Source organism: Delftia tsuruhatensis NBRC 16741 (assembly GCF_001571325.1).
Classification (GTDB): domain Bacteria; phylum Pseudomonadota; class Gammaproteobacteria; order Burkholderiales; family Burkholderiaceae_C; genus Comamonas; species Comamonas tsuruhatensis.
Genome location: NZ_BCTO01000004.1, coordinates 68,621 through 95,077, shown reverse-complemented (window position 1 = coordinate 95,077; position 26,457 = coordinate 68,621). Strand labels below are relative to the sequence as shown.

Genomic DNA, 26,457 nt, shown 5'->3' with positions numbered 1-26,457 from the left:
CGGCCAAAAGCGAGGGACACCGAGCAAGGGCCGCCCCGCAGTGAGGGTGTCGTCCCCCTCCCCCGCGAAGCGGGCAGAGAGGGGGAAGGCGTGCAGCGCCTCAGGGGGTGCTTGTTCTACACCGGCCAGACGACTCCGTGGTCGTTCAAGATGGCGTCCAGCGGCAGGTCATGCGGCTCGGGCTCGAACTCGTCCACATAGCCGCAGCCGTAGCCCAGACCCACGGTGAAGGGCCTGGGCTGCAGCTCGGCCAGGGTGCGGTCGTAGAAACCGCCGCCATAGCCCAGGCGGTAGCCACCGGCCGCGTAGCCCACGCAGGGCACGAACAGCAGGGTGGGGGTGAGGGTTTCGGTGTCCTTGGGCTTGGGGATGCCATAGGCGTCCTCTTCCATGGGACAGCCCGGGTACCAGGCGTGAAAGCTGAGTGTCTTACGCTGCTTGTCGATCACCGGCAATCCGATGCGGCGTCTTTGTGGGGTACCCTGTAGCTCGCCATCTTCCTTCCACCGGTGAAGCGCTGGCAGCGGGTCGAACTCCCCCTTGATCGGCCAATAGGCGCCGATGATGCTGTCGGGCCGCTGTATCAGCCAAAAGCGCATGACCTGCTGCAGCGCGTCGGCGCGCTGCAATCGGTCGGGAAGGTTGAGGCGCTGGTCTATCAAGCTGCGGCGCAGGGCTGCTTTGTCCATCAGATAATTTCCTCCATGCACTGGCTGAAGATTTTGACACCGCTTCTGGCGGCTTCCCTCTGGACCACCGCAGCCACGCCTGCGCTGGCGCAAAACCGTGGCGACGACGTCCTGCTGGAAATGCAGCAGGCCTTTCGCAAGGGCGACAAGGCCAAGCTCACGCAGCTGCTGCCTTCTGCGCGTGGCCATGTGCTCGAACCTTGGGCCGCCTATTGGGAACTCAAGGCCCGGCTGGAAGAAGCCAGTGCCGAGGAGATTCTGGGGTTTTTCAAGCGCTGGCCCGGCACCTACCAGGAAGACCGGCTGCGCAATGACTGGCTGCTGCTGCTGGGGCAGCGGCGCGACTGGGGCATGTTCGACCAGGTGCACGGGGCGTTTCGCATGCGCGATGACCGTTCCGTCAACTGCTATGCCCTGCTGATCGACAACCTCAAGGGCCAGCCTGCCGCCAATCTCGGCCAGCAGGTCCGCGACCTGTGGTGGGCCCAGCGCGACGCCGACGACGGCTGCACCTATGCTGCCGGCGAGCTGTACGCAGCCAAGCAGATCAGCGAGCCCGAAGTCTGGCGCAAGGCACGCCAGTCGGCCGAGGCCAATCGCCAGAAGGCCACGCGCGATGCCGTGGCCATCGTCGCGCCCGAGGCCCTGCCCCAGGTGGCGCAGGTGTTCGCCTCGCCGGCGAAATACCTTGCCGGGCAGACGCGCGTGCGCGGTGCCGTGCCCAAGGAACTGGCGCTGCTGGCGCTGATCCGCATGGCGTCCAGCGACCCGGCGGCGGCGGCCACCCAGCTGGAAGGCGGCTGGGGTGCCCGGCTGACGGCCGAGGAGAACAACTGGGCCTGGGGCGTGATCGGCAAGCAGGCCGCGCTCAAGCTGCAGCCCGAGGCTGCGGCCTATTTCGGCAAGGTGCGCAAGGACGGCGATCTCAGCGACGAACTGCTGGGTTGGAAGGTGCGTGCCGCGTTGCGTGCAGGCGACTGGCGCACGGTGCGCCGCGCCATCGACGCCATGGGACCTGAGCGCACCGAACACACATGGACCTACTGGAAGGCCCGCGCCCTGCTGTCGGGCCGCCCCAGCGAGCAGGAGCGCTCCGAGGCGCGCCAGCTGCTGGAGGACATGGCCGGCCCCGGCAGTTTCTACGAACAGCTGGCGCTGGAGGATATCGGCCAGCGCGTGACGGCCCCACCGCCGCCTGCGCCGCCCACGGCACAGGAGAAGGCCGCCGCCCGCGCCAACCCCAGCCTGGTGCGCGGCCTCTACGCCATCCAGAACGGCCTGCGCAGCGAAGGCGTGCGTGAATGGAACTACGCCACCAACCTGCACCAGGCCGGCGGCATGAACGACCGCGAACTGCTGGCCGCCGCCGACCTGGCCTGCCAGCAGCAGGTCTGGGACCGCTGCATCAACACCAGCGAGCGCACCCGCAGCTTTGCCGACTGGAGCCAGCGCTTTCCCATGCCCTTCCACGACACGGTGCTGGCGCGCTCGCGCTCCATCGGGCTGGACCCGGCCTACGTCTATGGACTGATCCGCCAGGAAAGCCGCTTCATCATGGATGCGCGCTCGGGCGTAGGCGCCTCGGGCCTGATGCAGGTCATGCCGGCCACGGCCCGGTGGACGGCGCGCAAGATCGGCATGACGGACTTTTCTCCGTCCATGATCAATGACCGCGATGTGAATATCACCATAGGCACCGCCTATCTGAAGCTGGCGCTGGACGATTTCGACGGCTCCATGGCTCTGGCTGCGGCCGGCTACAACGCCGGCCCCGGCCGCCCGCGCAACTGGCGCAACGGCCCGGTGCTCGACGCCGCCATCTGGGCCGAGAACGTGCCCTTCACCGAGACGCGCGACTATGTGAAGAAGGTGCTGTCCAACACCACCAACTACGCGGCGCTGATCACGGGCCAGCCCCAGTCGCTCAAGAGCCGCCTGGGCACCATTGGTCCGCGTGATGCGGCCACGCCCGACCCCAGCAAGGATCTGCCCTGAGCCGCACTTGACATTCCTGCGGGGTGCGGCGATGCCTGTCGGCGCTACACTTGGTTACCGACTGGCGGGCCGCATGCCGCGGCCCCGGATACCGCAGGGGTTTCAAGAATGACAACAACAGGGAGCCGCGCGGCCTGGGTCGCGCTGGGTCTTGCATGGGCGTGCACGGCGGCAGCGCAGCCCGTCTACAAATGGGTGGATGCCGAAGGGCGCACGCACTACGGTTCGCAGCTGCCCGTCGACCAGGCCGATGCCGGCCAGATCAAGGTCTCGCCCAATGGCAGCTCGGGCGCAGGCTCGGGCCGGTTTGGCGAAGAGCGCAATCCCGACGGCACGAAGAAGCTGCCCAGGCAGGTGCGCGAGCTGGCGGACGGCGTGGCCAAGGGCCTGAGCAAGGTCGATTCCAAGGAGGTGCCGCTGAACTGCGCAGCCGCCGTGGACAACATCCGCAGCCAGGTGGACACCATGGTCGAGAACGGCCAGAAAAACCTCAAGGGCGGCTACATCACGCAGGCGCAGTTCGATGCGACCGCGGGCAAGTTCCGCGAGGCGCGCACGCACGCCACCGTGGCCGACTGTCAGGCCGCCACGGGCCGCTCCAAGGCCATGTACCAGTGCATGTCCAACAGCTACAACCACCTGATCGGCTGCGCGGAAAAGCACAAGCCCTGAAGCGATCCCATCCCTCAGGTCTCGGCCCACATGCGCAGCAGGTTGTGATAGTGGCCCGCGAGGCTGAGGGTTTCATCGGTCTCGCCCAGTTTTTCGCGCAGGCGCTGGATGGTCTGGTCCATCTCGAACAGCATGGCCCGGCGTGTGTCGTCGCGCACCATGCTCTGCGCCCAGAAGAAGGCGCACACGCGCTCGCCCCGGGTGACGGGCTCCACGCGGTGCAGGCTGGTGGAGGGGTAGAGGATCAGGTCGCCGGCCGGCAGCTTGACCTCGTGCGTGCCGTAGGTGTCCACCACGACCAGCTCGCCGCCATCGTAGTCCTCGGGATCGCAGAGGAAGAGGGTGCAGGACACATCGGTGCGCATCCACTGCTGCGCGCCTGGCAGGCGCCGTGCCGCACCGTCCACGTGCAGGCCATAGGTTTCACTGTCCGCGTAGCGGTTGAACAGCGGCGACATGGTGCGCGCGGGCAGGGCGGCACTGAAGTACAGCGCATTGGCCGCCAGCGCCTGCTCGATGGTGCGGCCCTGCTCCAGTGCCACGGGCGAGTCTTCGGGCAACTGGCGGTTGCGCTTGACCCGGGCGCCTTGGCTGCCCGCCGTGGCACGGCCATCCACCCAGTCGGCGGCGTCGATGGCTGTGCGGATCGCAGTGACCTGCTGGCGCGTGAGCACGTCGGGAATGTGCAGCATCATGGTGCGGGTCCTCCTCGCATGGAAAAAGCCCCGGCGGGGCCGGGGCGGTACTGGGATTGTCGGCGCTCTGCGCGCGGCAAGGCCGGCGCGGCCGCCCGTCTTGCATCCACTCAGAAGCGGAAGTTCGCCGTCACGCGCACGGAGCGCGGCGTGCCCGGGAAATAGCGGTAGCCGCTCTTGTTGATGGCGCCCACATACTCCTTGTCGAACAGGTTGTAGAAGTTCAGCTGGATGTCGGCGTTCTTGTTGATGCGGTAGCTGGCCATGGCGTCGAAGACCCAGTAGGCATCGGTGAAGTTGGGCGTGCCCACGGCGCCGTCGGTGCCACGCTTGAGTCCGCCCGAGTAGCGCGCCCCGCCAGCCAGCGTCAGGCCGAACGGGAACTGGTAGCTGGTCCACAGTGAGAAGGCGTTCTTGGGCGTATAGGTCAGGCCGCTGGAGCCGTCCTGCGCCACGGTGGCGCCCGTGTCCACCTTGGTATCCTGCAGCGTGTAGCCGGCAGTCACGCCCCAGGCGGGCGTGATCTGGCCCGTGGCGCCCAGCTCCAGGCCCTGCACGATCTTCTTGCCGGTCTGTCCCACGGTGCCGTCAGGGTTGGTGACGATCTCGTTGGTGATCTCGGTGCGGAACAGCGCGCCTGTCAGCAGCAGGCGCTTGTCCATCAGCTCCCACTTGGTTCCCAGTTCGGCGGTCTTGGCCTTTTGCGGGTCCATGTTGGGGTTGTTGGCGTTGTTGGCGGCCGTGGACAGCGTGAAGTTGGCTCCGCCCGGTGGCTGCTGCGACAGGGCGTAGTTCACGTACACGCTGCCATTGGGCGCGGGCTTGTAGAGGCCGCCGATCTTCCAGCTCAGCAGGGTGTCGGAGGCCTCCAGGCCCACGGCGCTGGGCAGCACGGTGCCTGCAGGATTGCTGCCGCAGGCCGGGCCGCTGCGGCCGCCGCAGACGGCGCGTGCGTCGTACTGCGTCTTGTAGCGGTCCAGGCGCAGGCCGGCGTTGGCCTGCCATTGCTCGTTGAACTTGAGCGTGTCGAAGGCGTACAGCGCGAAGGTGTCGGTCGAGCCCTTGCTGTCGGCGCCGTTGCGCGACCAGTTCAGGCCGGAGCTGGGCACCTGCGGGTCATAGAGGCTGGCATTGGGCCAGGCGCCCGTGGTGCCCGTGCCGTAGTTGCTCTGCTTTTCGCGCGTGATCTCCACCCCGGTGCTCAGCTCGTGCCGCACGCTGCCTGTCGCCAGCTTGGTCGTCAGGTTGGTCTGGTTGGTGACGATGTCGTTGACCTGGTTCTTGAAGGTCGGCAGGCTGCGTGACACGGTCCAGTCGGCGGGATTGCTGCTGTTGTTGCTGGACAGCGTCATGAAGGCCGTGAGCAGGTAGTCCTGCTTGGTGCGGCCCCAGCGCGTGGTGTTGCGCAGCGTGGTGTCGGGCGTGAAGTCGTGCTCCACGCGCAGCGTGACCATGTCGGCCGTCACGTCGTCGTGGTCGGCGCTGGTGCCGTAGAAGCGGCTGGGGTCCACGGGGCGGCCCGCGTTCAGGCGCGCATCGGTGTTGCTGTAGCCGGGCAGGCCGATGGTGGGCACGCCGCCGTCCGGCACATTGCTTTGCTTGACGTGCAGCACGTTCAGGTAGGTGCGCGTGTCGGTGTTCAGTCCGAAGGCGAACGACGGTGCGATGCCCCAGCGGTCATTGGCCACGCGGTCGCGGCCGGCGACGCCGGCGTCCTGCACCATGGCGTTGAGCCGGAAGGCCGCGCCGCCCATCCCGGTCAGGCTCTTGTTCCAGTCCACGGTGGAGCGCTTGTAGCTGCCCGAACCCGCGCCCACCGAGGCGCCGAAGCTGTCGGCCAGGCTGGGCTGCTTGGTGACCATGTTGATGGCGCCGGTGGGCGCGCTGCGGCCGTAGTCGGTGCTGGCCGGGCCCTTGGTGACTTCCACCTGCTCGGTGTTGAACACGTCGCGCGAGATGGAGCCCACGTCGCGCACGCCGTCCACATAGATGCTGTTGGAGGTGTCGAAGCCGCGCATGTAGATGGCATCACCCGTGCTGGTGTTGCCGTTCTCGCCCGCGTAGAAGGTGCCGGCGCCGGGCACGTTGCGCAGCGCCTCGGTCAGCGTGGTGGCGCCTTGTTCCTGCAGCACCTGCTCCTTGATGACGGAGATGGTCTGCGTCGTGTCCACCAGCGGCTGCGTGAACTTGGGGGAGGAGACCTGTGCGGGTTCGTAGCCGGTGCTGCGCGAGCCTTCGACGGTCACTTCCTTGAGGCTGGGCGCGGTTCTGGCGCTGGGCGTCTGTGTCTGGGCCACGGCCGGCAGGCCCAGGGTGGCCAGGGCCGCGGCTGCAGCGATGATGCCGGCCGACGGCGAGCGGCCAGCGGTGTCGTGTTTGCGGCTTTTGATGTACGAGTTGGAGTTCGCCATGGTTGAACGGAAAGCGGGATGGGCAGTGAACATGCTGGCTTGCTGGCCGGCGTTGCGCGGGCGGCTGGAGAGCTGTCTTGGCTTGCCGGTGCTGGCTGGATCAGGCAGTTTTGCCTGGATTGAGAATGGTAATGATTCCTAATAAAAATATAAGAATAATCTGATAAGTGAATGGATGGCCGTTGCCGCCCAGCAACAGCCCTGTCTCGGAACTTCAGCGTGGCGACCAGCCTGGCCGAGCGCGCCCCGCCCGGGATGTGGCGCGCGCCGCGCGCTGTTCAGGCTGGCGATGTAACGCTGGTTGGCGAGGTTGTAGACGTTCAGCTGCAGGCTCAGGTTCGCGCTGAGCTCCCAGGCCATGAAGGCGTACAGCGCAAGGGTCTTGGTGTGGCCTTCGTTGATCTGGCCGGCATAGCGGATGTCCTGGCCCGTGATCGCGTCGCTGACGCCGGGATCGTAGAGATTGGCGGGCGCCAGGGCGCCTGCGCCCGTACTCGGAACCCGAGGCGCCCTTGACGATCTCGATGTCCTCGATGTTGAAGGTGTCGCGCATCGGGCTGCCCAGGTTGCGCACGCGGTCGATGAAGATGCTGCCCGTGGTGCCGCAGCCGCGCAGTGCTTGCGGCCGGTGATGTGATTGGCGTGGTTTGCGCCTATCGCAGATCTGTTTCGTTCAGGCGTTGTGAACCCATTCGCCCTCGCGCTGCGCCGCGCCCGATTGCACCAGCGCATCCACCAGCGTGCGGCTCCAGTGCTCGGCGGTCTCGTGGCTGAAATAGCCTGCATGCAGCATGCCGAAGTAGGGCGTGGCGTCCAGCCAGGCCAGCAGTTCAGTGGTGCGCACGCGCTGCCAGTCCAGCAGCCGGTACTTGAGCAGCACCTTGGCCGCGTAGAGGGCATGGCGCTCGGGGGCGCGCACAAAGCCGTCCAGGCGGCGGCGCGCTGTGTCCAGCGCCGCGGCCACGCCCGTGAAAACGCCGCCGTGGCCGGGGACGATGGTGAGCGGTGCCAGGGCCTCGATCACATCCAGCGTGGCGGCCACTTCCTCGAAGGCCTGCAGGCCCTCGATTTCGGGAAACACCACGCCGAAGCCGTTTTCCCAGAGCGCATCGGCCGAGATCAGTGTGCGGCTGGCAGGCTCGAACAGGATGATGGAGTGCGGGTCATGCCCCGGCGCGGCATGGATCTGCCAGTCGCGCCCGGCCAGCCGCACGCTGGCGCCGGGCTGCAGTACGCCGGCCAGCGCAAATGGCGGGCATTCCTGGCCGGTGGGTGTGTAGCTCAGCGCCTCGGGATTCCAGTGGCGCACGAATTCGGCCTGCCCCGGCGCGACATAGGTCCGGGCCTGCGGCCAGCGCGCCTGCAGTGCGGCATTGCCGCCGCAGTGGTCGCTGTGCAGATGGGTGTTGAGGATGCGCGCCAGCGGCTGGCCAGCCAGCGTCTGCTCGATCAGCAGCACGGTCTGATCGGCATGGCTGACGTAGCCGGTATCGACCACGGCTGCGCCGTCGTCCTGCGGATCGGCAGGGTCGGCCGCGAAGACGATGTTGTTGGCCGACAGCCAGCCGCGCTCCAGCACGGTCATGCCGCAGGGCAGCGCAGCGGTGGCGCTTGTGGGGGCGAAGGAGGTCATGGGGGGAGAAGCCTTTCCCAAGGCTAACAGCCGCAGGCAGCCACGGCTGACGCGTGGGCTACAGCTGCGGCTGTCCGGATTTCAGGCGGGATCGCGCAGGGCGCGCCGCAGGATCTTGCCCACATTGGTCTTGGGCAGTTCGTCGCGGAACTCCACCTGCCGCGGGCGCTTGTAGCCGGTGAGCTGGTCATGGCAAAAGCGCATCACCTGGTCCTCGGTCAGTGCCGGGTCGCTGCGCACCACGTAGACCTTGATGGCCTCGCCCTGGCGCTCGTCGGCCACGCCCACGGCCGCGCATTCGAGCACGCCGGGGCACATGGAGATCACGTTCTCCAGCTCGTTCGGATAGACGTTGAAGCCGCTGACCACCATCATGTCCTTCTTGCGGTCGATGATGCGGGTGAAGCCCTCTTGGTCCATCACGCCGATGTCGCCGGTACGCATGTAGCCGTCGGCCGTGAAGGCCTTGGCGGTCTCGTCAGGCTGGTTGTAGTAGCCGCGCATGACGTTGGGGCCCTTGATGCACAGCTCGCCGGCCTCGCCGGCCGGGAGATCGCGGCCTTCGTCGTCCTTGATGGCGATGGAGATGCCCGGCAGCGGCAGGCCGATGGTGCCGCTGAAGGCGGTGGCGGTGACGGGGTTGTTGGTGCCGATGGCGCAGGTCTCGCTCATGCCCCAGCCCTCGATCATCACGCTGCCCGTGACCTGCTGCCACTGGCGCGCCGTGCCCTCGCTGGCGGCCATGCCCCCGGCCTGCGACACGCGCAGCTGCGAGAAGTCCAGCTCGCGGAACTGGGCGTTGTTGAGCAGGGCGTTGAACAGGGTGTTGACGGCCGGCAGGATGTGGAAGGGCCGTTTCTGCAGCACCTTGACGAACTTGGGGATGTCGCGCGGATTGGGGATCAGGCTCAGGCTGGCCCCCATGCGCATGGCGAACAGGCTCACCGTGAGGGCGAAGATGTGGTACAGCGGCAGCGCCGCGATGATGTGCGTGTCCTGCGCGCTGACGCGCCCGTGCAGGGCCGGCGTGAACCAGGCATGCGCCTGCAGCGTGGCGGCCACGATGCAGCGGTGGGTAAGCACGGCACCCTTGGACAGCCCGGTGGTGCCGCCCGTGTATTGCAGGAAGGCCACCGAATCCAGCCCCGCCTGGCTGGGGCGCAGCTCTTTTTGGGCGCCGCGCGCCAGCGCCTGGGAAAAGGTCGTGACCTCGCGCACGGTGCCGCCCTCACCGTCCAGCGGCAGGCTGTAGGCCGGCACCATCTTGGCCAGGTGGCGCACGGCGAAGGTGATCCAGCTGCCATACATGCCGCCCAGCAGATCGCCCATGGCGGTGACGCAGACATGGCGTATGGCGCTGCGCTCGATCACGTCGGCCAGGGTGTGGGCGAAGTTCTCCAGGATGATGATGGCCGTGGCGCCCGAGTCCTTGAGCTGGTGCTCCAGCTCGCGCGGGGTGTACAGCGGATTGACGTTGACGCAGGTGTAGCCCGCGCGCAGCACGGCCGCCATGCTCACGGCGAACTGCGGCACATTGGGCAGCATGATGGCCACGCGCGCATCGGGCTCCAGCCCCAGTCCCTGCAGCCATGCGCCCAGGCGCGTGGACAGCTGGTCCAGCTCGCGGTAGCTCATCCAGCGGTCCATGCACACCGAGAAGGGCAGGTCCGCATGCTGGGTGAAGGCTTCCTCCAGCAGATGCGTGAGCGAGCGGTATTGCTCGGGATGCACCTCGTGGGGCACATCGGCGGGATAGTTCTTGAGCCAGGGCGCAGCGTCCATGCAGGGTACCTTGGGTTGCTGGTGAGACAGGGGAACGGCAAAGGGGCAGGCGCCGGTCGGCCGGCCACCGCTGCGGCTGATTCTGGTCAGGCGGGTGCTTTGCGGTCTACGCGGGGTTGTCCTAGGCAGGGGCCGGCGTCCCCGCGAAAGTGCGGCCGCTCTGTGCTACGTTGGCGTTTTTTTCAGGGAGGGCGGGCTGCCGTGAACGCACGCATTCTGCAAATGGTGGCGCTGGGCACGCTGGCCGGCGCCATGGCCTGGCTGGCATGGTGGTGGCCGGAATCGCGCGGGCTGGCGCTGGCAGGAGCGCTGCCGGGCCTGTGCTGGCCGGGCCTGCATCTGGGCCTGCAGATGGTGTTGATGCGCCGCGTGGTGCGCAAGGCCGGCGCACCCGTGCCCGCATGGCGCACGGTGGCGGCAGCCTGGCTCGCCGAGTGGGCATTGGCCGTGCAGGTGTTTGGCTGGCGCCTGCCCTTCCGGGTCCATGCCGAGGCCGACGGCTGGCCAGGTGACCCGGCCGCAGGACAAAACGCAAGCCCGGTCACAGGCCAGGTCGGCATGGTGCTGGTCCACGGCTTCTTCTGCAATCGCGCGGTCTGGGCGCCATGGCTGCGGCGGCTCAAGGAACGCGGCATTGCCTGCGCGGCCATGACGCTGGAGCCGGCGCACGGCGCATCCATCGACGCCATGGTGGCCGACCTCGATGCCTGCGCACGCCGCATGGCCCAGGCCACGGGGCGGGCGCCGCTGATCGTGGCCCACAGCATGGGCGGGCTGGTGGTGCGTGCCTGGCTGGGCCGGTTGTCCGCGCAGGAGCGCCGGCAACTGGCTGCCCATGTGGTGACCCTGGCCACGCCGCACCGCGGCACCTGGATGGCGCGCTTCGCCCATGGCCTGCCGACGCTTCAGATGCGCGAGGACAGTCCCTGGCTGCAGCGCCTGGGGCCGCCGCCGCCCGAGGTGGCCTTCAGCTGCTGGTGGAGCTGTTGCGACAACATCGTCTTTCCCTTCCCCGTGGCCACGCTGCCAGGGCAGCACGCGCACCGCCTGGACGACGTGGCCCATGTGCAGCTGGTGTTCGACGAGCGCGTCTGGCGCTTTTGCCTGGAGCTGCGCGAGCGGCTTCAGGACGCGGAAGTCTGCAGGGCCACTTCACCGGGCAGCAGCGCATCGGCCGCGATGGTCGGCTGATCGCGCAGCTGGCGGTACAGCGGCTCGAAATCGGCGGCCGTGAGGTCGAACAGCTGCTGCAGGTCGTCGATCACGAAGTAGGTGTGCTGGTAGGTGTCGATCTTGTAGAGCGTGCGCATGGCGCGCTCCAGCGACAGCGGCAGGCGCTGCGGCTCGGGGCTGCGCACCGAGTAGTTGAGCTCACCCGAAGAACTCAGAATGCCCGCGCCGTAGGCGCGCAGGCCGCCCTGCTCGCGGATCAGCCCGAACTCGATGGTGTACCAGTACAGGCGCGACAGCATCTCGCAGGCGCCCAGCTCGGCGGCCTTGAGCCCGCCCTGGCCATAGGCCTGGATGTAGTCGGCGATGACGGGGTTGAACAGCAGCGGCACATGGCCGAAGAGGTCATGGAAGACATCGGGCTCGACGATGTACTCGAACTCCTCGGGCTTGCGGATCCAGTCCGTGACCGGGAATTTGCGGTTGGCCAGCAGCGAGAAGAAGGGCACCTCGGGAATCAGGCCCGGCACGCCGACGATCTCCCAGCCCGTGGCGCGGCGCAGGCGCTCGTTGACTTCCTCGAAGCGCGGAATGCGGTCCTTGGCGCCCAGCGAGGGCAGGGCGTCGATGAAGTGCTGGCTGGCCAGTCCCGGCAGCAGGGCGGACTGGCGTTCGTACAGGCGCCGGTAGGTGTCGTGGTCGGCCTCGGTGTAGGCGTCGTAGTCCTGCGCGCAGGTGTAGTCGTCGCTGGCGCGGCTGTAGTCGCCGCGCGGGGGGCGGTCGGCCTGGCCGTAGACCACGGGTGCCACACCGGGGGCGTGGGCGGGGGCGTGGGACGAGGTGGGGGTCGCTGCGGTGCTCATCATGGTGCTCTCCAGGGATCTTGTCATTGCTGCCCCGGGCCGGGGGCAGGCAAGGCACCTGCGCGGCTCAGAGCTGGCGGATTCGGGCGGCCTGTACCAGCAGGCCGTATTTGCTGTGCTCGGAGCGCACAAAGCGCGCGAACTCCTGCAGTTGAAGGTCTTCGGGCAGCACGCCCATGGCGGTCAGCGTTTCCTGCACCGGACTGCTGCGCATGGCCTTCGAGAACACGGCGGCATGGCGCTGGGCCAGGTCGGCGGGCCAGCCGGCAGGCGCGAACAGGCCGAACCAGTTGGCGAGGTTGAAGCCCGGTACCGTGTCGTTGAGGCTGGGCACCTCGGGCAGCAGCGGCACGCGTTCCAGCGTGGTCACGGCCAGGGCCTGCAGCCGGCCTGCACGGATGTGCGGCAGCGAGGACGCCAGGCTGTCGAACAGCAGATCGGCCGATCCGTCGAGCAGGGCCGACAGCGCCGGCTGCGTTCCGCCAAACGGCAGATGCAGCAGCGGCAGCCGCGTGAGCATCTGGTACATCTCGCCCGACAGGTGCCCGCTGCTGCCCGGCCCGCCCGAGGCATAGCGCAGCGGCTGGCGGTGCTTGGCAAGAAAGCGCTGCAGGTCCAGCGCCGTGCGTATGCGCCACTGGCGCGCCAGATCGCTGCGCATCACCAGCACATTGGGCATGCGCGCCACCAGCACCAGCGGCTGGAAGTCGCGCAGCGGGTCGTAGCCCAGCTGGGGCTGCAGCCAGGGCAGCACGGCGTGCGTGGCGGCCGCGCCCATCAGCAGCAAGCGGTCCTGGGCCGTGGCCTGGGCCACCATGTTCGAGCCCTTGGCGCCGCCTTCGCCCGGCACGTAAAGAATGTGGATGGCCCCCAGCTTCGCGGAGCTGGCCTCGACCAGAGGACGCGCCGTGCGGTCCAGGGGGCCGCCGGCTGCATAGGGAACGATCAGGGTCAGGGCGTCGGATTTCGCGTCGCGCGCCGGGGCTGTCAAGGCTGTCGAGGCTGTCGGGGGCGGCTGGGGCGGCTGGGGCTGTGCCGAAGCCGGCAGCCAAGGCAGGGCGGCCAGGGCCGCCAGCAGGCTGCGCCGCGCCATCCGGGCCGACGGCTGCGGGCCGACTGCCGCAGGTGCACGTACTGGCGCAGATGCACGGGCATGGCGTGGCATGGCGCGGGTGGCGTCGTGGCGGGGCGTCATGGCGTGAAGCGAAATGGAGGCGATCCCCGCAGTATAGGCAGCGCCGACTGCCGCTGAGGCCGCACGCGCCCATGTCCTGCGCGCGCCGGGCCGTCTGTGCGCGGGCGGGGAACTGGGCCAGGTTCAGCGGGGCTTTCATGGGGGTCTCCGGCCTTTTTGTGCAGGACAGTGTTTCGGGCGCCCCAGGCATGGCCTGCGGGCTTGCGATCAGTGCTGTCACTGTAGGCGGGAGGGGCTTCAGCTTTTTGCCGTTTGCCCTTGGTGGGAAAATGCGGAATGCATGAAAATTGCGGAATTCTTTTGTTTATCGCAATTTAACTGGTTAATTCGGGTTAACCCTGAAGAAATCCGTACTTATTTACGAGTCCACCGCCATGAGCGCCACGCACACCATCGACAAACTGGATCGGGCCATTTTGCGCCGCCTGCAGGCCAACGGCCGGGAAACCTATGACGTCATCGGGGAGCAGGTCGGCCTGTCTCCCAGTGCCGTGCTGCGCCGGGTCAAGCGCCTGGAAGACAGCGGCGTGATCGACCGCTATGTGGCCCTGGTCCAGCCGGAGACCGTGGGCCTGGGGCTGACCGCCTATCTCAACGTGCGCCTGGAGAAGTACACCGAGACCAGCAAGCGCAACCCCATGGACGTGTTCCGCGCCAGCGTGCAGACTTGGCCCGAAGTGGTGGAGTGCGTGTCGCTGACCGGGGAGATGGACTATCTGATGCGTGTGGTCGTGGCCGACATGCAGCACTACACGCGCTTCGTCATGGACACCTTGCTCAAGCATCCCAGCGTGCAGGATTGCAAGACCAGCTTCGTGATGGACCGCGTCAAGGTGACCACGGCCGTGCCTTTGTAGCCTTCGGGCTCGACAGGCGCCAGGCCGTCGGGTGTTGCAGGGAGGAGAAATTGGTTTGCATGCCAAAACCTTACGGTTTTGTTGCATTGCAATATCTTCGTTGCTCGACCTCGGGTTTTTACCTATATTTGAGCCATGAATGCATCCAAAGACTGGTTGAAGGCGTCCTGGCAGGCCGGCCGGGACATGTTGCGTGCGAGCGCAGGCCAGCCGCACCGTCCCGATGGGCGCTCCGCGTCCATGGTGCCCATTCGTTCGCTGGGCCCGTCCCACCGCGAACGCGTGGTGGCGCATTTGCTCAAGCTCGATGAAGGCGACCGCTACCTGCGCTTCGGCTATGCCGCCAGCGACGAGCAGGTTCGCCGCTATGCGATGCAGCTTGATTTCGAGCGCGACGACATCTTCGGCATCTACAACCGCCGGCTCGAGCTGATCGCCATGGCGCATCTGGCCTTTGCCTCGCATCCCGAGCACAAGAGCTGCGCCGAATTCGGCGTTTCCGTGCTCAAGCAGGCACGCGGCCGCGGCTACGGCGGGCGCCTGTTCAACCGCGCGGTGATCCATGCACGCACCAAGGGCGTGTCCATGATGTTCATCCACGCGCTGTCGGAGAACACGGCCATGCTCAAGATTGCGCGCAAGGCCGGCGCCACCATCAAGCGCGATGGCTCCGAGTCCGAGGCCTACCTGCAGCTGCCGCCCGCCGGCATCGACACGCACATGGCGTCGCTGATGACCGAGCACATCGGCGAGGTGGACTACCAGCTCAAGAAGCAGGCCAAGCAGTTCTGGGATTTCCTGGCCGACGTGCAGGAAATCCGCCGTGGCGTGCAGGATGGCCGCCACCAGGCCGGCGAATAGGCGCAAAACGCCGCAAAGGGAATTGGCGCAGCGCATGCAGGGGTGACGGAGCAATCCGCTATCCTTGCGGCTTGTTTCACTACCGCACGTCCTGCACTCCAAGACAGTGTCCGACCCCCATCCTGCGCGCTCTTCCGAGAAGGAAAGCAAGCGAAGCTTCCTGCAAAAGGTGGCCGAGTTCATCCACCCGGCCCCTGATTCTCCTGACGAGCTGATCGAGACCCTGGCCGACGCCGAGGACAACCAGGTCATCGGCCCCGAGTCCCGCGTCATGCTCGAACGCGTGATACGCATGGCCGACATGACGGCCGGCGACGTCATGGTCGCAGCCCCTCGCATGGACCTGGTCAACATCGACGCTCCGTTCGATGAACTGCTGCACCAGGTCATCACCACTGCACATTCGCGTTTCCCGGTCTACCAGGGCGAGCGCGAGAACATCATCGGCATCCTTCTGGCCAAGGACCTGCTCAAGCTGCAGCGTTCACCGGACCTGAACATCCGCGCCCTGCTGCGCCCCGCCGCCTTCGTGCCGGAGAGCAAGGGCCTGAATGATCTGCTGCGCGAGTTCCGGGGCAACCGCAACCATCTGGCCGTGGTCATCGACGAGTTCGGCCGCGTGGCAGGCCTGGTGACCATCGAGGATGTGCTGGAGGAAATCGTCGGCGAGATCGAGGACGAGTTCGACATCCCCGAGGACGAGGGCGACATCTTCGCCCTGGCCGACAATAGCTACCGCGTGGCGGGCGACACCACCATCGAGCATGTGAACGAAGCCTTCGAGGTCGCCCTGCATGCCCGCGATCCCGAAGATGAGTTCGACACCATCGGAGGCCTGATCGCCCACGAAATGGGCCATGTGCCCAAGCGCGGCGAGCAGATCCATCTGGCCGGCCTGGAATTCACCGTGCTGCACACCAAGGGCGGCGCCGTGCGCTGGTTCAAGGTGGTGCGCGATCCCGCAGCCGACAGTCTGCTGCGCAGCTGAGGCTGCCCCTTTCTATCCCCACCGACATCTCTCCCGTACCTGGCCGATGCCCCTGTCCAGTTCTTCCGCTTTTTCGCAAGACGGCCGGCGCATGGGCCGGCTCGCCGTGGGCGTGCTGCTGCTGCTTGCGGGTGCAGCCCAGGCCCTGTCGCTGGCCTGGCCCTGGGCGCGCGGCCAGGGCGACGGGCCGCTGAGCCTGGTCGGCGGCTATGGCCGCCCGCTGTGGTGGCTGCAGATTCTGTCGCTGGCCGTGCTGGCACGCGCCCTGCAGACGGCACAGCGCCCGGCCCAGGCGGCGGGGCGGGCCATGCTCTATGCCACCGCCTGGCTGGTGGCCACCTTCTGGTGGCTGTTCATCTCCATGCATGTCTATGGCGGCCTGCCTGCGCCGCTGGCCGTTGCCGCCGTGCTGGCGCTTGCGGCCTTCCTGGGCAGCTACTACGCGGTGGCCGCCTGGGGCTGGCACAAGCTGCGCCCCACCAGCACGGCGGGCGGCGCCTTGCTGTTCGCCGCCGTCTGGCTGCTGGCCGAATTGGCGCGTGGCTGGCTGTGGACCGGCTTTCCCTGGGGCGCGGGGGGCTATGCCCACGTCGAAGGGCCCCTGTCGGTGCTGCCGCGCTGGATCGGCGTCTACGGCACGGGGGCGGTGGCGTCCTGGCTGGCATATTGGCTGGCCGCCTTGGCGGCCGGTTCGCGGGGCGGACAAGCCCTTCGGCCTGCACGGTGCGCGGCCACTGTGGCGGCCCTGGTTCTGGCCTGGGGCGGGCTGTGGTGGCTTCGCGATGCCGCCATCAATGCACCATCGGCCGAACGGCCAGCGCTGAGCGTGGCCATGCTGCAGGGCAATATCCCGCAGGATGAGAAGTTCGAGGCCGGCAGCGGCATTCCGCTGGCCCTGGGCTGGTACGGGCGGGAGCTGCGCGCGGCCACGGCGCAGCTGGTGGTCGCACCCGAGACGGCCGTGCCCCTGCTGCCCCAGCAGTTGCCCGAGGAATACCTGGACCTGCTGCGCGAACCGTATCTGAAGAAGGGAGGCCGGCAGGCGGCGCTGCTGGGCATTCCGCTGGGCTCGGAAGAGGCCGGCTATACGAACTCGGTCGTGGGCTGGCAGCCTGGCCAGATCCAGGACTACCAATACGACAAGCACCATCTGGTGCCCTTCGGGGAGTTCATCCCGCCGCTGTTTCGCTGGTTCACGCAGATGATGAACATACCGCTGGGCGACTTCAACCGCGGCGCGCTGGGCCAGCCTTCCATGGCCTGGGCTGGCGAGCGGCTGTCACCCAATATCTGCTATGAGGATTTGTTTGGCGAAGAGCTGGGTGCACATTTCGGCAATGCAGCGACGGCGCCCACGGTGCTGGTGAATTTCAGCAACATCGGCTGGTTTGGCGACAGCGTGGCGATCGACCAGCATCTGGCCATCAGCCGCATGCGGGCGCTGGAGTTCGAGCGCCCCATGCTGCGCGCCACCAATACCGGCGCCACGGTGGCCATCGACCACCGGGGCGTGGTGACGCACGCGCTGGTGCCTTACGAGCGCGCGGTGCTTGAGGCCAGCGTGCAGGGCCGCGAGGCCTTGACACCGTTTGCGCGATGGGTGAATGCAGCAGGTCTGGTCCCGCTGTGCGCCGCTGCTGCGGCGGTGCTGCTGGTGGCCTGGATCGGCCGCCGCAGGGCCTCGGTTCAGGGGCTGTAGCCAAGTCCCGCGACCTGGGTCGGCGTGGCTTTTGTGGCAGAGTTTTGATGCGGCCTCGGGGTTTTGTTGCAGTCTGGCAACGTTCAGCCCCGATAATGCGCGGCTGCATGGTCCGCTGCGGGCCGCACCCATTCAGAGATAGAGGTGGCGTCAGTGCCGCCGTGGAGCAAGTTAGACAATGGCCGATTCTTTTTCGTATGAGCAACTGATCGCTTCGGGCGAAGGCAAGCTGTTTTCCGCAGACAGCGGGCGTCTGCCACTGCCTCCCATGCTGATGTTCGACCGCATCACGCACATCGACACGGATGGTGGCGCCCACGGCCTGGGCAAGATCGTCGCCGAACTCGACATCAAGCCTGATCTCTGGTTCTTCGACTGCCATTTCCGGGGCGACCCCGTCATGCCCGGCTGCCTGGGTCTGGACGCCATGTGGCAACTGATCGGCTTTTACCTGACCTGGCTGCGCCTTCCCGGCCGGGGCCGTGCGCTGGGCGCCGGCGAAGTCAAGTTCACGGGCGAAGTGGGTCCTGACGTCAAGCTCGTGACCTACGAAATCGACATCAAGCGCGTGATCAAGCGCAAGCTCAACATGGCCATCGGCGATGCACGCCTGCTGGCCGACGGCAAGGAAATCTACGTCGCCAATGACCTGCGCGTGGGCCTGTTCCTGCGCGAGGGTGAAGGCCAGGGAACGGCAGCATGACCAAACGTCGCGTAGTCATCACCGGCGCGGGCATTGTCTCGTGCATCGGCAACGACCTCGATACCGTGGAGACCTCGCTGCGCGAGGGGCGCACGGGCATCAAGGCCATGCCGAAGTTCACCGAACTGGGCATGCGCAGCCAGGTGGCCGGTGTGCCGGAGATCGACGTCGAGGCACGTATCGATCGCAAGCAGCTGCGCTTCATGGGCGATGCCGCTGCCTATGCGCAGATCGCGCTGGAAGATGCCATCGCCCAGGCCGGCCTGGCTCCCGAGCAGGTCAGCCATCCGCGTACCGGCCTGATCATGGGCTCGGGCGGCGGGTCGCCGGCCAACCAGATCGAGGCGGCCGACACGCTGCGCGAAAAGGGCATTCGCCGCGTCGGGCCCTACCAGGTCACGCGCTGCATGAGCTCCACGGTGTCCGCCTGCCTGGCGACCAACTTCAAGGTCAAGGGCATCAACTACTCCATCACCTCGGCCTGCTCCACCTCGGCGCACTGCATCGGCGCAGCGGCGCAGCAGATCGCCTGGGGCATGCAGGACGTGATGTTTGCCGGCGGCGGCGAAGAGCTGTCCTGGGGCATGGCACTGCTGTTCGACGGCATGGGGGCCATGTCCAGCAAGTACAACGACCAGCCCGAAAAGGCTTCGCGCGCCTATGACGCCCACCGCGACGGTTTCGTGATCGCAGGTGGCGGCGGCGCGGTGGTGCTGGAAAGCCTGGAGCACGCCCAGGCCCGGGGTGCGAACATCCTGGCCGAAGTCGTGGGCTTTGGCGCCACCAGCGATGGCGAGGACATGGTCGCGCCCTCGGGCGACGGCGCCATCGCCTGCATGCAGCAGGCCCTTGAAGGCCTCGAAGGCGGCGTGGACTACATCAACACCCACGGCACCTCCACGCCCGTGGGCGACATGCAGGAAGTGCGCGCCATGCGCGCGCTGTTCGGCGACCAGGTGCCGCCGTTCTCCTCCACCAAGTCGCTGACCGGCCACTCGCTGGGCGCCACCGGCGTGCAGGAAGCCATCTACTGCATGATCATGATGAACAAGGGCTTCATCGCGGGTTCGGTCAACGTGGACACGCCCGATCCCGCGCTGAACGACATGCCCCTGGTCACGCGCACACGCGATGCCCAGTTGAACACCGTGCTGTCCAACAGCTTCGGCTTCGGTGGCACGAACGCCTCGCTGGTGCTGCGCCGCTGGCAGGGCCAGTGAATACGCCCTGGTGTGTAAAAGGCGTGTCCTGAAGGAAAAAGCCCGCCTCTGCGGGTTTTTTCACTGGTGAACGCCGACAATGCCCAGGTCGCGCGGGAGGCTGCACTGCAGGCTGCTGCCTGAACCCCGAACCAAGAACAATGAAATTTTGCAAGGTTGAACCATGATTCTTGTCACAGGCGGCGCCGGCTTCATCGGCGCCAATTTCGTGCTGGACTGGCTGGCTGCCGGCGATGAGCCGGTGCTCAACGTGGACAAGCTCACCTACGCGGGCAACCTCAAGAGCCTGGAGAGCCTGCAGGGCGATGCGCGCCATGTCTTCGTGCAGGCCGACATCGGCGATGGCGAAGTCCTGGCCCGCCTGCTGGCCGAGCACCAGCCGCGCGCCGTGGTCAACTTCGCGGCCGAAAGCCATGTGGACCGTTCCATCCACGGCCCCGAGGACTTCATCCAGACCAATGTGGTCGGCACCTTCCGCCTGCTCGAGGCCGTGCGCGGCTACTGGAGCGCGCTGGATGCCGAGGCCAAGGCGGCCTTCCGCTTCCTGCATGTCTCCACCGACGAGGTCTATGGCAGCCTGGCGCCAGCGGCACCGGCCTTCACCGAAGACCATAACTACGAGCCCAACAGCCCGTACTCGGCCAGCAAGGCCGCCAGCGACCACCTGGTGCGCGCCTGGCATCACACCTACGGCCTGCCCGTGCTGACCACCAATTGCAGCAACAACTACGGCCCGCTGCATTTCCCCGAGAAGCTGATCCCCCTGATGATCGTCAACGCCCTGGCCGGCAAGCCTTTGCCCATCTATGGCGATGGCATGCAGGTGCGCGACTGGCTCTATGTGCGCGACCATTGCAGCGCCATCCGCCGCGTGCTGGAGGCCGGCAAGCTGGGCGAGACCTACAACGTGGGCGGCTGGAACGAAAAGCCCAACGTCGAGATCGTGAACACCGTCTGCGCGCTGCTCGACGAGCTGCGCCCCAAGGCCGATGGCACCAGCTACGCTGCCCAGATCACCTATGTGAAGGACCGCCCCGGTCACGACCGGCGCTATGCCATCGACGCGCGCAAGCTCGAGCGCGAACTGGGCTGGAAGCCCGCGGAGACCTTCGAGACCGGCATCCGCAAGACCGTGCAGTGGTACCTGGACAATCCCGAGTGGGTGGCCGATGTGCAGTCCGGCGCCTACCGCGAATGGGTCAGCCGCCAGTACACGGAGGGAGCCGGCGCATGAAGCTGCTGCTGCTGGGCCGCAATGGACAGGTGGGCTGGGAGCTGCAGCGCAGCCTGGCGCCGCTGGGCGAGTTGGTTGCGCTGGAGCGCCAGGGCGACGCCGGTAGCCAGGGCCTGTGCGGCGATCTCTCTCGCCTCGATGAACTCGCACGGACCGTGCGCGCTCTGCGTCCCGATGTCATCGTCAATGCCGCCGCCCACACGGCCGTGGACAAGGCCGAAAGCGAGCCGGAACAGGCGCGGCTGCTCAATGCGCTGGCTCCCCAGGTGCTGGCCCGCGAGGCGGCGCAGACCGGCGCGCTGCTGGTGCACTACAGCACGGACTACGTCTTCGACGGCAGCGGCAGCGCTGCGCGCACGGAGACCGAGGCCACGGCGCCGCTGTCCGTCTATGGCGGCAGCAAGCTCGAAGGCGAGCAACTGATCCAGGCTTCGGGCTGCCGCCACCTGATCTTTCGCACCAGCTGGGTCTATGCGGCGCGCGGCGGCAACTTCGCCAAGACCATGCTGCGCCTGGCCCAGGAGCGCGAGGTGCTGAGCGTGATCGACGACCAATGGGGCGCGCCGACGGGGGCAGACCTGATCGCCGACGTGACGGCCCATGCCATCCGCCAGGTGCTGCGCCAGTTCGGCGGCGAAGGCCTGCACCATCTGGTGGCCGGTGGCGAGACCACCTGGCATGCCTACGCCAGCCATGTGATCGCCCGCGCCCGCGAACTCGCACCCGACCGGCCCTGGAAGGTGCAGCGCATAGCTGCCGTGCCCACCAGCGCCTTTCCCACCCCGGCGCAGCGTCCGCACAATTCCCGCCTGAACACCGAGCGGCTGCAGCAGACCTTCGGCCTGCGCCTGCCGCACTGGCAGGCCGGCGTGGACCGCATGCTGCAGGAAATCATCTGAGCGCGGTCTCGCGACTCAGCACGAACGACAGGACCCACCCCATGAACGAGCAACGCAAAGGCATCATCCTCGCTGGCGGCTCCGGCACCCGCCTTCACCCTGCCACGCTGGCCATCAGCAAGCAGCTGCTGCCGGTCTACGACAAGCCCATGATCTACTACCCGCTGAGCGCCCTCATGCTCGCGGGCATCCGAGAAATCCTCGTGATCAGCACCCCGCAGGACACGCCGCGCTTCGAGCAATTGCTGGGCGACGGCTCGCAGTGGGGCCTGAAGCTGGAGTACGCCGTCCAGCCCAGCCCGGATGGACTGGCCCAGGCCTTTTTGATCGCCGAGGACTTCCTGGCCGGCGCCCCCAGCGCCCTGGTGCTGGGTGACAACATCTACTACGGACACGATTTCCCCCGCCTGCTCGAACGCGCTGACGCGCGCAGCGAGGGCGCCACGGTGTTTGCCTACCACGTGCAGGACCCCGAGCGCTATGGCGTGGCCGAGTTCGACGCCCAGGGCCGCGTGCTTTCCCTGGAGGAAAAACCCAGGCAGCCCAGGAGCAACTACGCGGTCACGGGCCTGTATTTCTACGACAGCCAGGTGGTGGAGCTGGCCAAGTCCATCAAGCCGTCGGCGCGCGGCGAGCTGGAAATCACCGACCTCAACCGCCTGTACCTGGACAAGGGCCAGCTCAATGTGGAGCTCATGGGCCGTGGCTATGCCTGGCTGGACACGGGCACGCACGACAGCCTGCTGGAGGCTGGCCAGTTCATTGCCACCCTGCAGCAGCGCCAGGGCCTGAAGGTCTCCTGCCCCGAGGAGATCGCCTTCCGCCAGGGCTGGATAGACCGTGCCCAGCTCGAGACGCTGGGCCAGGCCCTGGCCAAGAATGGCTACGGCCAGTACCTGCTGCAGATCCTCAAGGAAAAGGTGCACGCATGAAGGCAACACCCCTGGCCATTCCCGAGGTGATGCTGATCGAGCCCAAGGTCTTTGGTGACGATCGCGGCTTCTTCCTCGAAAGCTTCAACCAGCAGGCCTTCAACCAGGCCACGGGCACGGACCACCAGTTCGTGCAGGACAACCACAGCCGCAGCAAGAAGGGCGTGCTGCGCGGCCTGCACTACCAGCTGCCTCCCCATGTCCAGGGCAAGCTGGTGCGCGTGGTGCGCGGCGCCGTGTTCGATGTGGCCGTGGACATCCGCAAGGGCTCGTCCACCTTCGGCCAATGGGTGGGCGCCGAGCTGACGGAAGACAACCACCGCCAGCTGTGGGTGCCCCCAGGCTTTGCCCACGGCTTCATGGTGCTCAGCGACAGCGCCGACTTCCTCTACAAGGCCACGGCCTTCTACGCGCCCCAGGCCGATCGCGGCATTGCCTGGGACGACCCGGCCATCGGCGTGCAGTGGCCGCAGCTCGATGTGGAGCTGTCGCTGTCGGACAAGGATCTCAAGCAGCCGCTGCTGGCGGATGCCGAGCTGGCCTGAGCCCGTTCACATCTGGTCCGGCAGCACCCCGCCCGGCACGGCCTCCTCCAGAAAGCCGGCGATCAGCCGGGCCTGGCGGCGTTCGCGAAGGCAGTACAGGTATTCGGGCAGGCGCGGCACGGGGCCTGCGAAGGGCAGGACGACGATGTCGGGGTGGGCCGAGGCTTCATGCCGAGCGAAGACGCTGATGCCCATGTCGCGGATCACGGCCTCGCGGATGGCTTCGCGGCTGGCGATTTCCATGATGTGGCGCGGTGCCAGGCCGGCGGCGGCCAGCATCTGTTCGGTGAGCTGGCGCGTCATGGAGCCGCGCTCGCGCAGGATCAGCGTGTCTTGCACCAGATCGGACGCCTGCACCATGGTGCGCTGCGCCAGCCGGTGGCTGCGGTGCACCAGCAGGGCCAGCGGGTCCTGGCCCAGCTCCACGCGCAGCAGGCGCGGATCACCTTCCAGGTGCGATGAGGTCGCCAGGTCCACCTGGTAGTCCACCAGCGCCTGCACCATCTGGCGCGAGTTGCCGCCCACGATGGCCACTTCCACCCGCTCGAAGCGCCGCTGGTAGCGCTTGACGATGTCCAGCACGTAGTAGGGCGCCGTCGCACCGATGCGCAGCTGGCCCTGGCTGGCATCGCCCGAATGGCGCAGCGCCGACTCCAGCTGGATGGTCTGCAGCAGCAATTGCTCGACCTGGGGCAGCAGGCGCAGCCCGGCATCGGTGATGGACAGGCGCCCGCCCTGGCGATGGAACAGCTCCACGCCGTAGTGCTCTTCCAGCGCGCGGATCTGGGTGGTCACGGTGGGCTGGCTCAGCGAAAGCTGGCGTGCCGCCTGCGTGATGCTGCCCAGGCGGGCCACCCAGAAGAAGGACTTGAGCTGCGTGACGAACATGGCGGGGTGTTGGGGTCAGGAATGCCTGGCGCCATTTCAACATGGCGCCGTGATGCGCAGGGCCGGCGTGGCCGGGTATGTCCCTGGAAACAACTCCTGCGCCTGAAGGCACACTTCTTGCATACCAGTTTGCGTGCCAGTTTGTGTGCCAGCTGATTCATGGGTCTCGGCTGGTCTTGTGTCAGTGATTGCTCGTGATCAAGGAGCGCAGCAATGGATATTCGCAATCCCTCGCCGGGTCTTTACAACGAAGACCTGGCGCCCACCAAGGACCGCCGCTGGGGCGCCTTCAGCATTTTCAACGTCTGGACTTCGGACGTGCACAGCCTTTGGGGCTACTACCTGGCGGCCAGCCTGTTTCTGCTGTGCGGCAGCTTCGTCAATTTTCTGATCGCCATCGGCATCAGTTCTCTGGTCATCTTCTTCTTGATGAACCTGGTGGGCTATGCGGGCGAGAAGACCGGCGTGCCCTATCCGGTGCTGGCGCGTGCGTCCTTCGGGGTATGGGGCGCGAATCTGGCTGCCCTGGTGCGAGCCATCGTGGCCTGCTTCTGGTACGGGGCGCAGACGGCGGCGGCCTCGGGCGCCATGGTGGCGCTGCTGGTGCGCAATGAGGCGTTGCTGTCCTTCCACCAGACCACGCACTGGCTGGGCCATTCGGGTCTGGAGGTGATCTGCTACGTGGTCATCTGGGCCTTGCAGCTGCTGATCATCCAAAGGGGCATGGAGACCGTGCGGCGATTCCAGGACTGGGCCGGGCCTGCCGTGTGGATCGCCATGCTGGTGCTGGCCATCGGCCTGTGCGTGAAGGCTGGCGGCTTCAGCTTCGACCACGGCATTCCCATGGATGTGCTGCTGGACAAGACCAAGGATGCGGGGGTGAGCGGCGCGCCGGGCAGCTTCTGGGCGCTGATGGCCGTGGGCGCGACCTGGATCACCTACTTTGCGGCGCTGTACCTGAACTTCTGCGATTTCTCGCGCTATGCGAAGAACAAGGAAGCGGTCGCCAAGGGCAACCTCTGGGGCCTGCCCGTGAACCTGATCGCTTTCTCGCTGGTGGCCGGCATCACCACGATTGCGGCCTTCAAGGTCTATGGCGAGGTGCTGCTGCACCCCGAGCAGATCTCGGCCAAGTTCGACAGCTGGGTGCTGGCCCTGCTGGCCGCCGTCACCTTTGCCGTGGCCACGCTGGGCATCAACGTGGTGGCCAACTTCGTCTCGGCGGCCTTCGATATTTCCAACGTGTTTCCCAAGCGCATCGACTTCAAGCGCGGCGGATACATCGCCGCACTGATCGCCCTGGCTCTCTACCCCTTTGCACCATGGGAGGGCGGCGCTGCCCACTTCGTGAACGCCATCGGCGCCACCATGGGGCCGCTGCTGGGCATCATCCTGGTGGACTACTACCTGGTGGCCAAGGGCAACATCAACGTGGCGGCGCTGTATGACGAGCATGGCGAGTACCGCTACGAGGGCGGCTGGAACGTCAACGCGCTCATTGCCACCGGCATCGGCAGCGTGTTCTCCACCATCCTGCCCAACTTCACAAGCCTGCTGCCGGTCTGGTGGGGCACCTACGGCTGGTTCTTCGGCGTGCTGATCGGCGGCAGCGTGTACTGGGTGATGGCCACGCTGCGCCCGCGCCGCATTCCGGCCGCAGCCTGAGGAGGCCGCCATGTCCGAGCCGCAGGATGCGCCGGCCACCGGGCCGGCCTTGATCGCCGAGCGCGTCATGCGCTCCATCGTCGAGCGCAAGCTGCGCCCTGGCGAACGCCTGGGCGAAAAGGAGCTGGCCGAGGTCTTCGGTGTGAGCCGCACCATGGTGCGCGAGGCGCTGATGCAGCTGCAGGCGCGCGGCTTCGTCGAGGTGCGCTCGCGCCAGGGCTGGTACGTCGTCGAGCCCTCGTTCGAGGAAGCCCAGGAAACCTATGCCGCGCGCCGCGTGCTGGAGTCCGGCATGCTGCGCGACGCGGGCCGGCCGCTGCAGGCGGCCATACGCACGCTGCGCGAGCATGTGGCCCAGGAGCGCGGCGCCATCGCCGAGGCCGACAACGCCGGCCAGCGCAGCGTGCTGCTGGCCGACTTCCACGTCTGCCTGGCCGAGCAGATGGGCAACCGCTTTCTCACGGCCATGATGGCCGACCTCTCGGCGCGCACCACCCTGGTGTCTGCGCTGTACCAGTCGCAGACCGAGGCCCAGCACTCCAATGCCGACCACGAGGCCATCGTCGATGCGCTGGCTGCCGGCGACATGGCGCGCGCCGAGCAACTGATGCGCGAGCACATCGACGCGCTGGCCGCCAGGCTGGATCAGAACCTTGCTCACCGCGCGCGCCTGCAGGACCGGCTGCTGGATGCGCTGCAGCCGCAGACGGCCCAGGCTGAGCGCCCGGGCAGGGTAAAGCCGCGCCGCTGAAGAAGGCGGGAGCGGGGCGAGGGGGCGCCGAGGGGCGGAGGGCACCTAAATCCGCCAATACCCGCTTCGCCAAATTTCCGTTGTGTGACACGGACGTTTCACCTGCGCTT

At 67.1% G+C, this 26,457-nt stretch carries 23 protein-coding genes; 15 read left to right on the top strand and 8 right to left on the bottom strand.

Annotation, left to right across the window (positions count from 1 at the left end; genetic code table 11):
• Window positions 1-116: 116 nt before the first annotated feature.
• A complete protein-coding gene (locus tag DTS01S_RS00710; RefSeq protein WP_016446506.1) occupies window positions 117-689 on the bottom strand; it encodes a 5-formyltetrahydrofolate cyclo-ligase in 573 nt (190 codons plus the stop codon).
• 15 nt (window positions 690-704) lie between these two features.
• Between DTS01S_RS00710 and DTS01S_RS00705 the strand changes: the two genes are divergently transcribed.
• Entirely contained in the window at window positions 705-2,684 is a 1,980-nt protein-coding gene (locus DTS01S_RS00705; RefSeq protein WP_061287149.1) for a lytic transglycosylase domain-containing protein, read from the top strand.
• 108 nt (window positions 2,685-2,792) lie between these two features.
• Entirely contained in the window at window positions 2,793-3,356 is a 564-nt protein-coding gene (locus tag DTS01S_RS00700) for a DUF4124 domain-containing protein (RefSeq protein WP_016446504.1), read from the top strand.
• Between the two features lie 14 nt (window positions 3,357-3,370).
• Here the strand turns inward: DTS01S_RS00700 and DTS01S_RS00695 are convergent, their stop codons facing one another.
• From DTS01S_RS00695 to DTS01S_RS00675, 4 genes are all read right to left on the bottom strand, one after another.
• The gene (locus DTS01S_RS00695; protein WP_061287148.1) at window positions 3,371-4,051 is read right to left on the bottom strand and encodes a Fe2+-dependent dioxygenase; all 681 of its coding nucleotides are present in this window, start codon (window positions 4,049-4,051) and stop codon (window positions 3,371-3,373) included.
• A gap of 110 nt (window positions 4,052-4,161) precedes the next feature.
• Complete coding sequence (locus DTS01S_RS00690; protein ID WP_017404264.1) at window positions 4,162-6,462, bottom strand: catecholate siderophore receptor Fiu; 2,301 nt, start codon at window positions 6,460-6,462, stop codon at window positions 4,162-4,164.
• A 673-nt stretch (window positions 6,463-7,135) separates the two neighbouring features.
• Window positions 7,136-8,095 carry an MBL fold metallo-hydrolase gene (locus DTS01S_RS00680; RefSeq protein WP_017404266.1) on the bottom strand — a complete coding sequence of 320 codons (960 nt, stop codon included), beginning with the start codon at window positions 8,093-8,095 and terminating at the stop codon, window positions 7,136-7,138.
• 81 nt (window positions 8,096-8,176) lie between these two features.
• Window positions 8,177-9,877 (bottom strand): long-chain-fatty-acid--CoA ligase, encoded by a 1,701-nt coding sequence (locus DTS01S_RS00675; protein ID WP_016451850.1) that lies wholly within the window; start codon window positions 9,875-9,877, stop codon window positions 8,177-8,179.
• 201 nt (window positions 9,878-10,078) lie between these two features.
• On the opposite strand from DTS01S_RS00675, the gene DTS01S_RS00670 reads away from it, so the two are divergent.
• The gene (locus DTS01S_RS00670) at window positions 10,079-11,068 is read left to right on the top strand and encodes an esterase/lipase family protein (RefSeq protein ID WP_061287147.1); all 990 of its coding nucleotides are present in this window, start codon (window positions 10,079-10,081) and stop codon (window positions 11,066-11,068) included.
• On the opposite strand, the gene phhA is transcribed toward DTS01S_RS00670, so the two are convergent.
• Window positions 11,002-11,913, bottom strand: a complete 912-nt coding sequence (gene phhA / locus DTS01S_RS00665; protein WP_016446498.1) for a phenylalanine 4-monooxygenase — start codon at window positions 11,911-11,913, stop codon at window positions 11,002-11,004. The two genes, DTS01S_RS00670 and phhA, sit on opposite strands and share 67 nt — an antisense overlap.
• Window positions 11,914-11,977: 64 nt before the next feature.
• On the bottom strand, window positions 11,978-13,105 hold the full coding sequence (locus DTS01S_RS00660) for a Bug family tripartite tricarboxylate transporter substrate binding protein (RefSeq protein WP_174538836.1): 1,128 nt from the start codon (window positions 13,103-13,105) through the stop codon (window positions 11,978-11,980).
• A 374-nt stretch (window positions 13,106-13,479) separates the two neighbouring features.
• On the opposite strand from DTS01S_RS00660, the gene DTS01S_RS00655 reads away from it, so the two are divergent.
• The 10 genes from DTS01S_RS00655 to rfbC all read left to right on the top strand — a co-directional run bounded on the left by DTS01S_RS00655 (window position 13,480) and on the right by rfbC (window position 23,043).
• Window positions 13,480-13,962, top strand: coding sequence for an Lrp/AsnC family transcriptional regulator (locus DTS01S_RS00655; protein ID WP_016446496.1), 483 nt, complete (start codon window positions 13,480-13,482; stop codon window positions 13,960-13,962).
• Window positions 13,963-14,097: 135 nt separating this feature from the next.
• Window positions 14,098-14,823 (top strand): GNAT family N-acetyltransferase, encoded by a 726-nt coding sequence (locus DTS01S_RS00650; protein ID WP_016446495.1) that lies wholly within the window; start codon window positions 14,098-14,100, stop codon window positions 14,821-14,823.
• Window positions 14,824-14,929: 106 nt separating this feature from the next.
• Window positions 14,930-15,811 (top strand): HlyC/CorC family transporter, encoded by an 882-nt coding sequence (locus DTS01S_RS00645; protein ID WP_016446494.1) that lies wholly within the window; start codon window positions 14,930-14,932, stop codon window positions 15,809-15,811.
• 91 nt (window positions 15,812-15,902) lie between these two features.
• Window positions 15,903-17,510: an apolipoprotein N-acyltransferase gene (gene lnt, locus DTS01S_RS00640; protein WP_017404270.1), complete on the top strand. Its 1,608-nt coding sequence runs from the start codon at window positions 15,903-15,905 to the stop codon at window positions 17,508-17,510.
• 178 nt (window positions 17,511-17,688) lie between these two features.
• The gene (gene fabA, locus DTS01S_RS00635) at window positions 17,689-18,213 is read left to right on the top strand and encodes a bifunctional 3-hydroxydecanoyl-ACP dehydratase/trans-2-decenoyl-ACP isomerase (protein ID WP_016446492.1); all 525 of its coding nucleotides are present in this window, start codon (window positions 17,689-17,691) and stop codon (window positions 18,211-18,213) included.
• Entirely contained in the window at window positions 18,210-19,433 is a 1,224-nt protein-coding gene (gene fabB, locus DTS01S_RS00630; RefSeq protein ID WP_016446491.1) for a beta-ketoacyl-ACP synthase I, read from the top strand. The genes fabA and fabB overlap by 4 nt, the downstream gene beginning before the upstream one ends.
• Before the next feature lie 163 nt (window positions 19,434-19,596).
• Window positions 19,597-20,667 (top strand): dTDP-glucose 4,6-dehydratase, encoded by a 1,071-nt coding sequence (gene rfbB, locus DTS01S_RS00625; RefSeq protein ID WP_016451847.1) that lies wholly within the window; start codon window positions 19,597-19,599, stop codon window positions 20,665-20,667.
• Window positions 20,664-21,566, top strand: a complete 903-nt coding sequence (gene rfbD / locus DTS01S_RS00620) for a dTDP-4-dehydrorhamnose reductase (RefSeq protein ID WP_017407336.1) — start codon at window positions 20,664-20,666, stop codon at window positions 21,564-21,566. The genes rfbB and rfbD overlap by 4 nt, the downstream gene beginning before the upstream one ends.
• Before the next feature lie 41 nt (window positions 21,567-21,607).
• Complete coding sequence (gene rfbA / locus DTS01S_RS00615; RefSeq protein WP_017407335.1) at window positions 21,608-22,498, top strand: glucose-1-phosphate thymidylyltransferase RfbA; 891 nt, start codon at window positions 21,608-21,610, stop codon at window positions 22,496-22,498.
• On the top strand, window positions 22,495-23,043 hold the full coding sequence (gene rfbC, locus DTS01S_RS00610; protein WP_017407334.1) for a dTDP-4-dehydrorhamnose 3,5-epimerase: 549 nt from the start codon (window positions 22,495-22,497) through the stop codon (window positions 23,041-23,043). Before rfbA ends, rfbC begins: the two co-directional genes overlap by 4 nt.
• Window positions 23,044-23,049: 6 nt before the next feature.
• On the opposite strand, the gene DTS01S_RS00605 is transcribed toward rfbC, so the two are convergent.
• On the bottom strand, window positions 23,050-23,931 hold the full coding sequence (locus DTS01S_RS00605) for a LysR substrate-binding domain-containing protein (RefSeq protein WP_017407333.1): 882 nt from the start codon (window positions 23,929-23,931) through the stop codon (window positions 23,050-23,052).
• A 213-nt stretch (window positions 23,932-24,144) separates the two neighbouring features.
• Here DTS01S_RS00605 and DTS01S_RS00600 point away from each other — a divergent pair, with 213 nt between their 5' ends.
• Both DTS01S_RS00600 and DTS01S_RS00595 read left to right on the top strand, forming a co-directional pair.
• On the top strand, window positions 24,145-25,596 hold the full coding sequence (locus tag DTS01S_RS00600; protein ID WP_016446485.1) for an NCS1 family nucleobase:cation symporter-1: 1,452 nt from the start codon (window positions 24,145-24,147) through the stop codon (window positions 25,594-25,596).
• 10 nt (window positions 25,597-25,606) lie between these two features.
• Window positions 25,607-26,347, top strand: a complete 741-nt coding sequence (locus DTS01S_RS00595; RefSeq protein WP_061287146.1) for a GntR family transcriptional regulator — start codon at window positions 25,607-25,609, stop codon at window positions 26,345-26,347.
• Window positions 26,348-26,457: the final 110 nt, after the last annotated feature.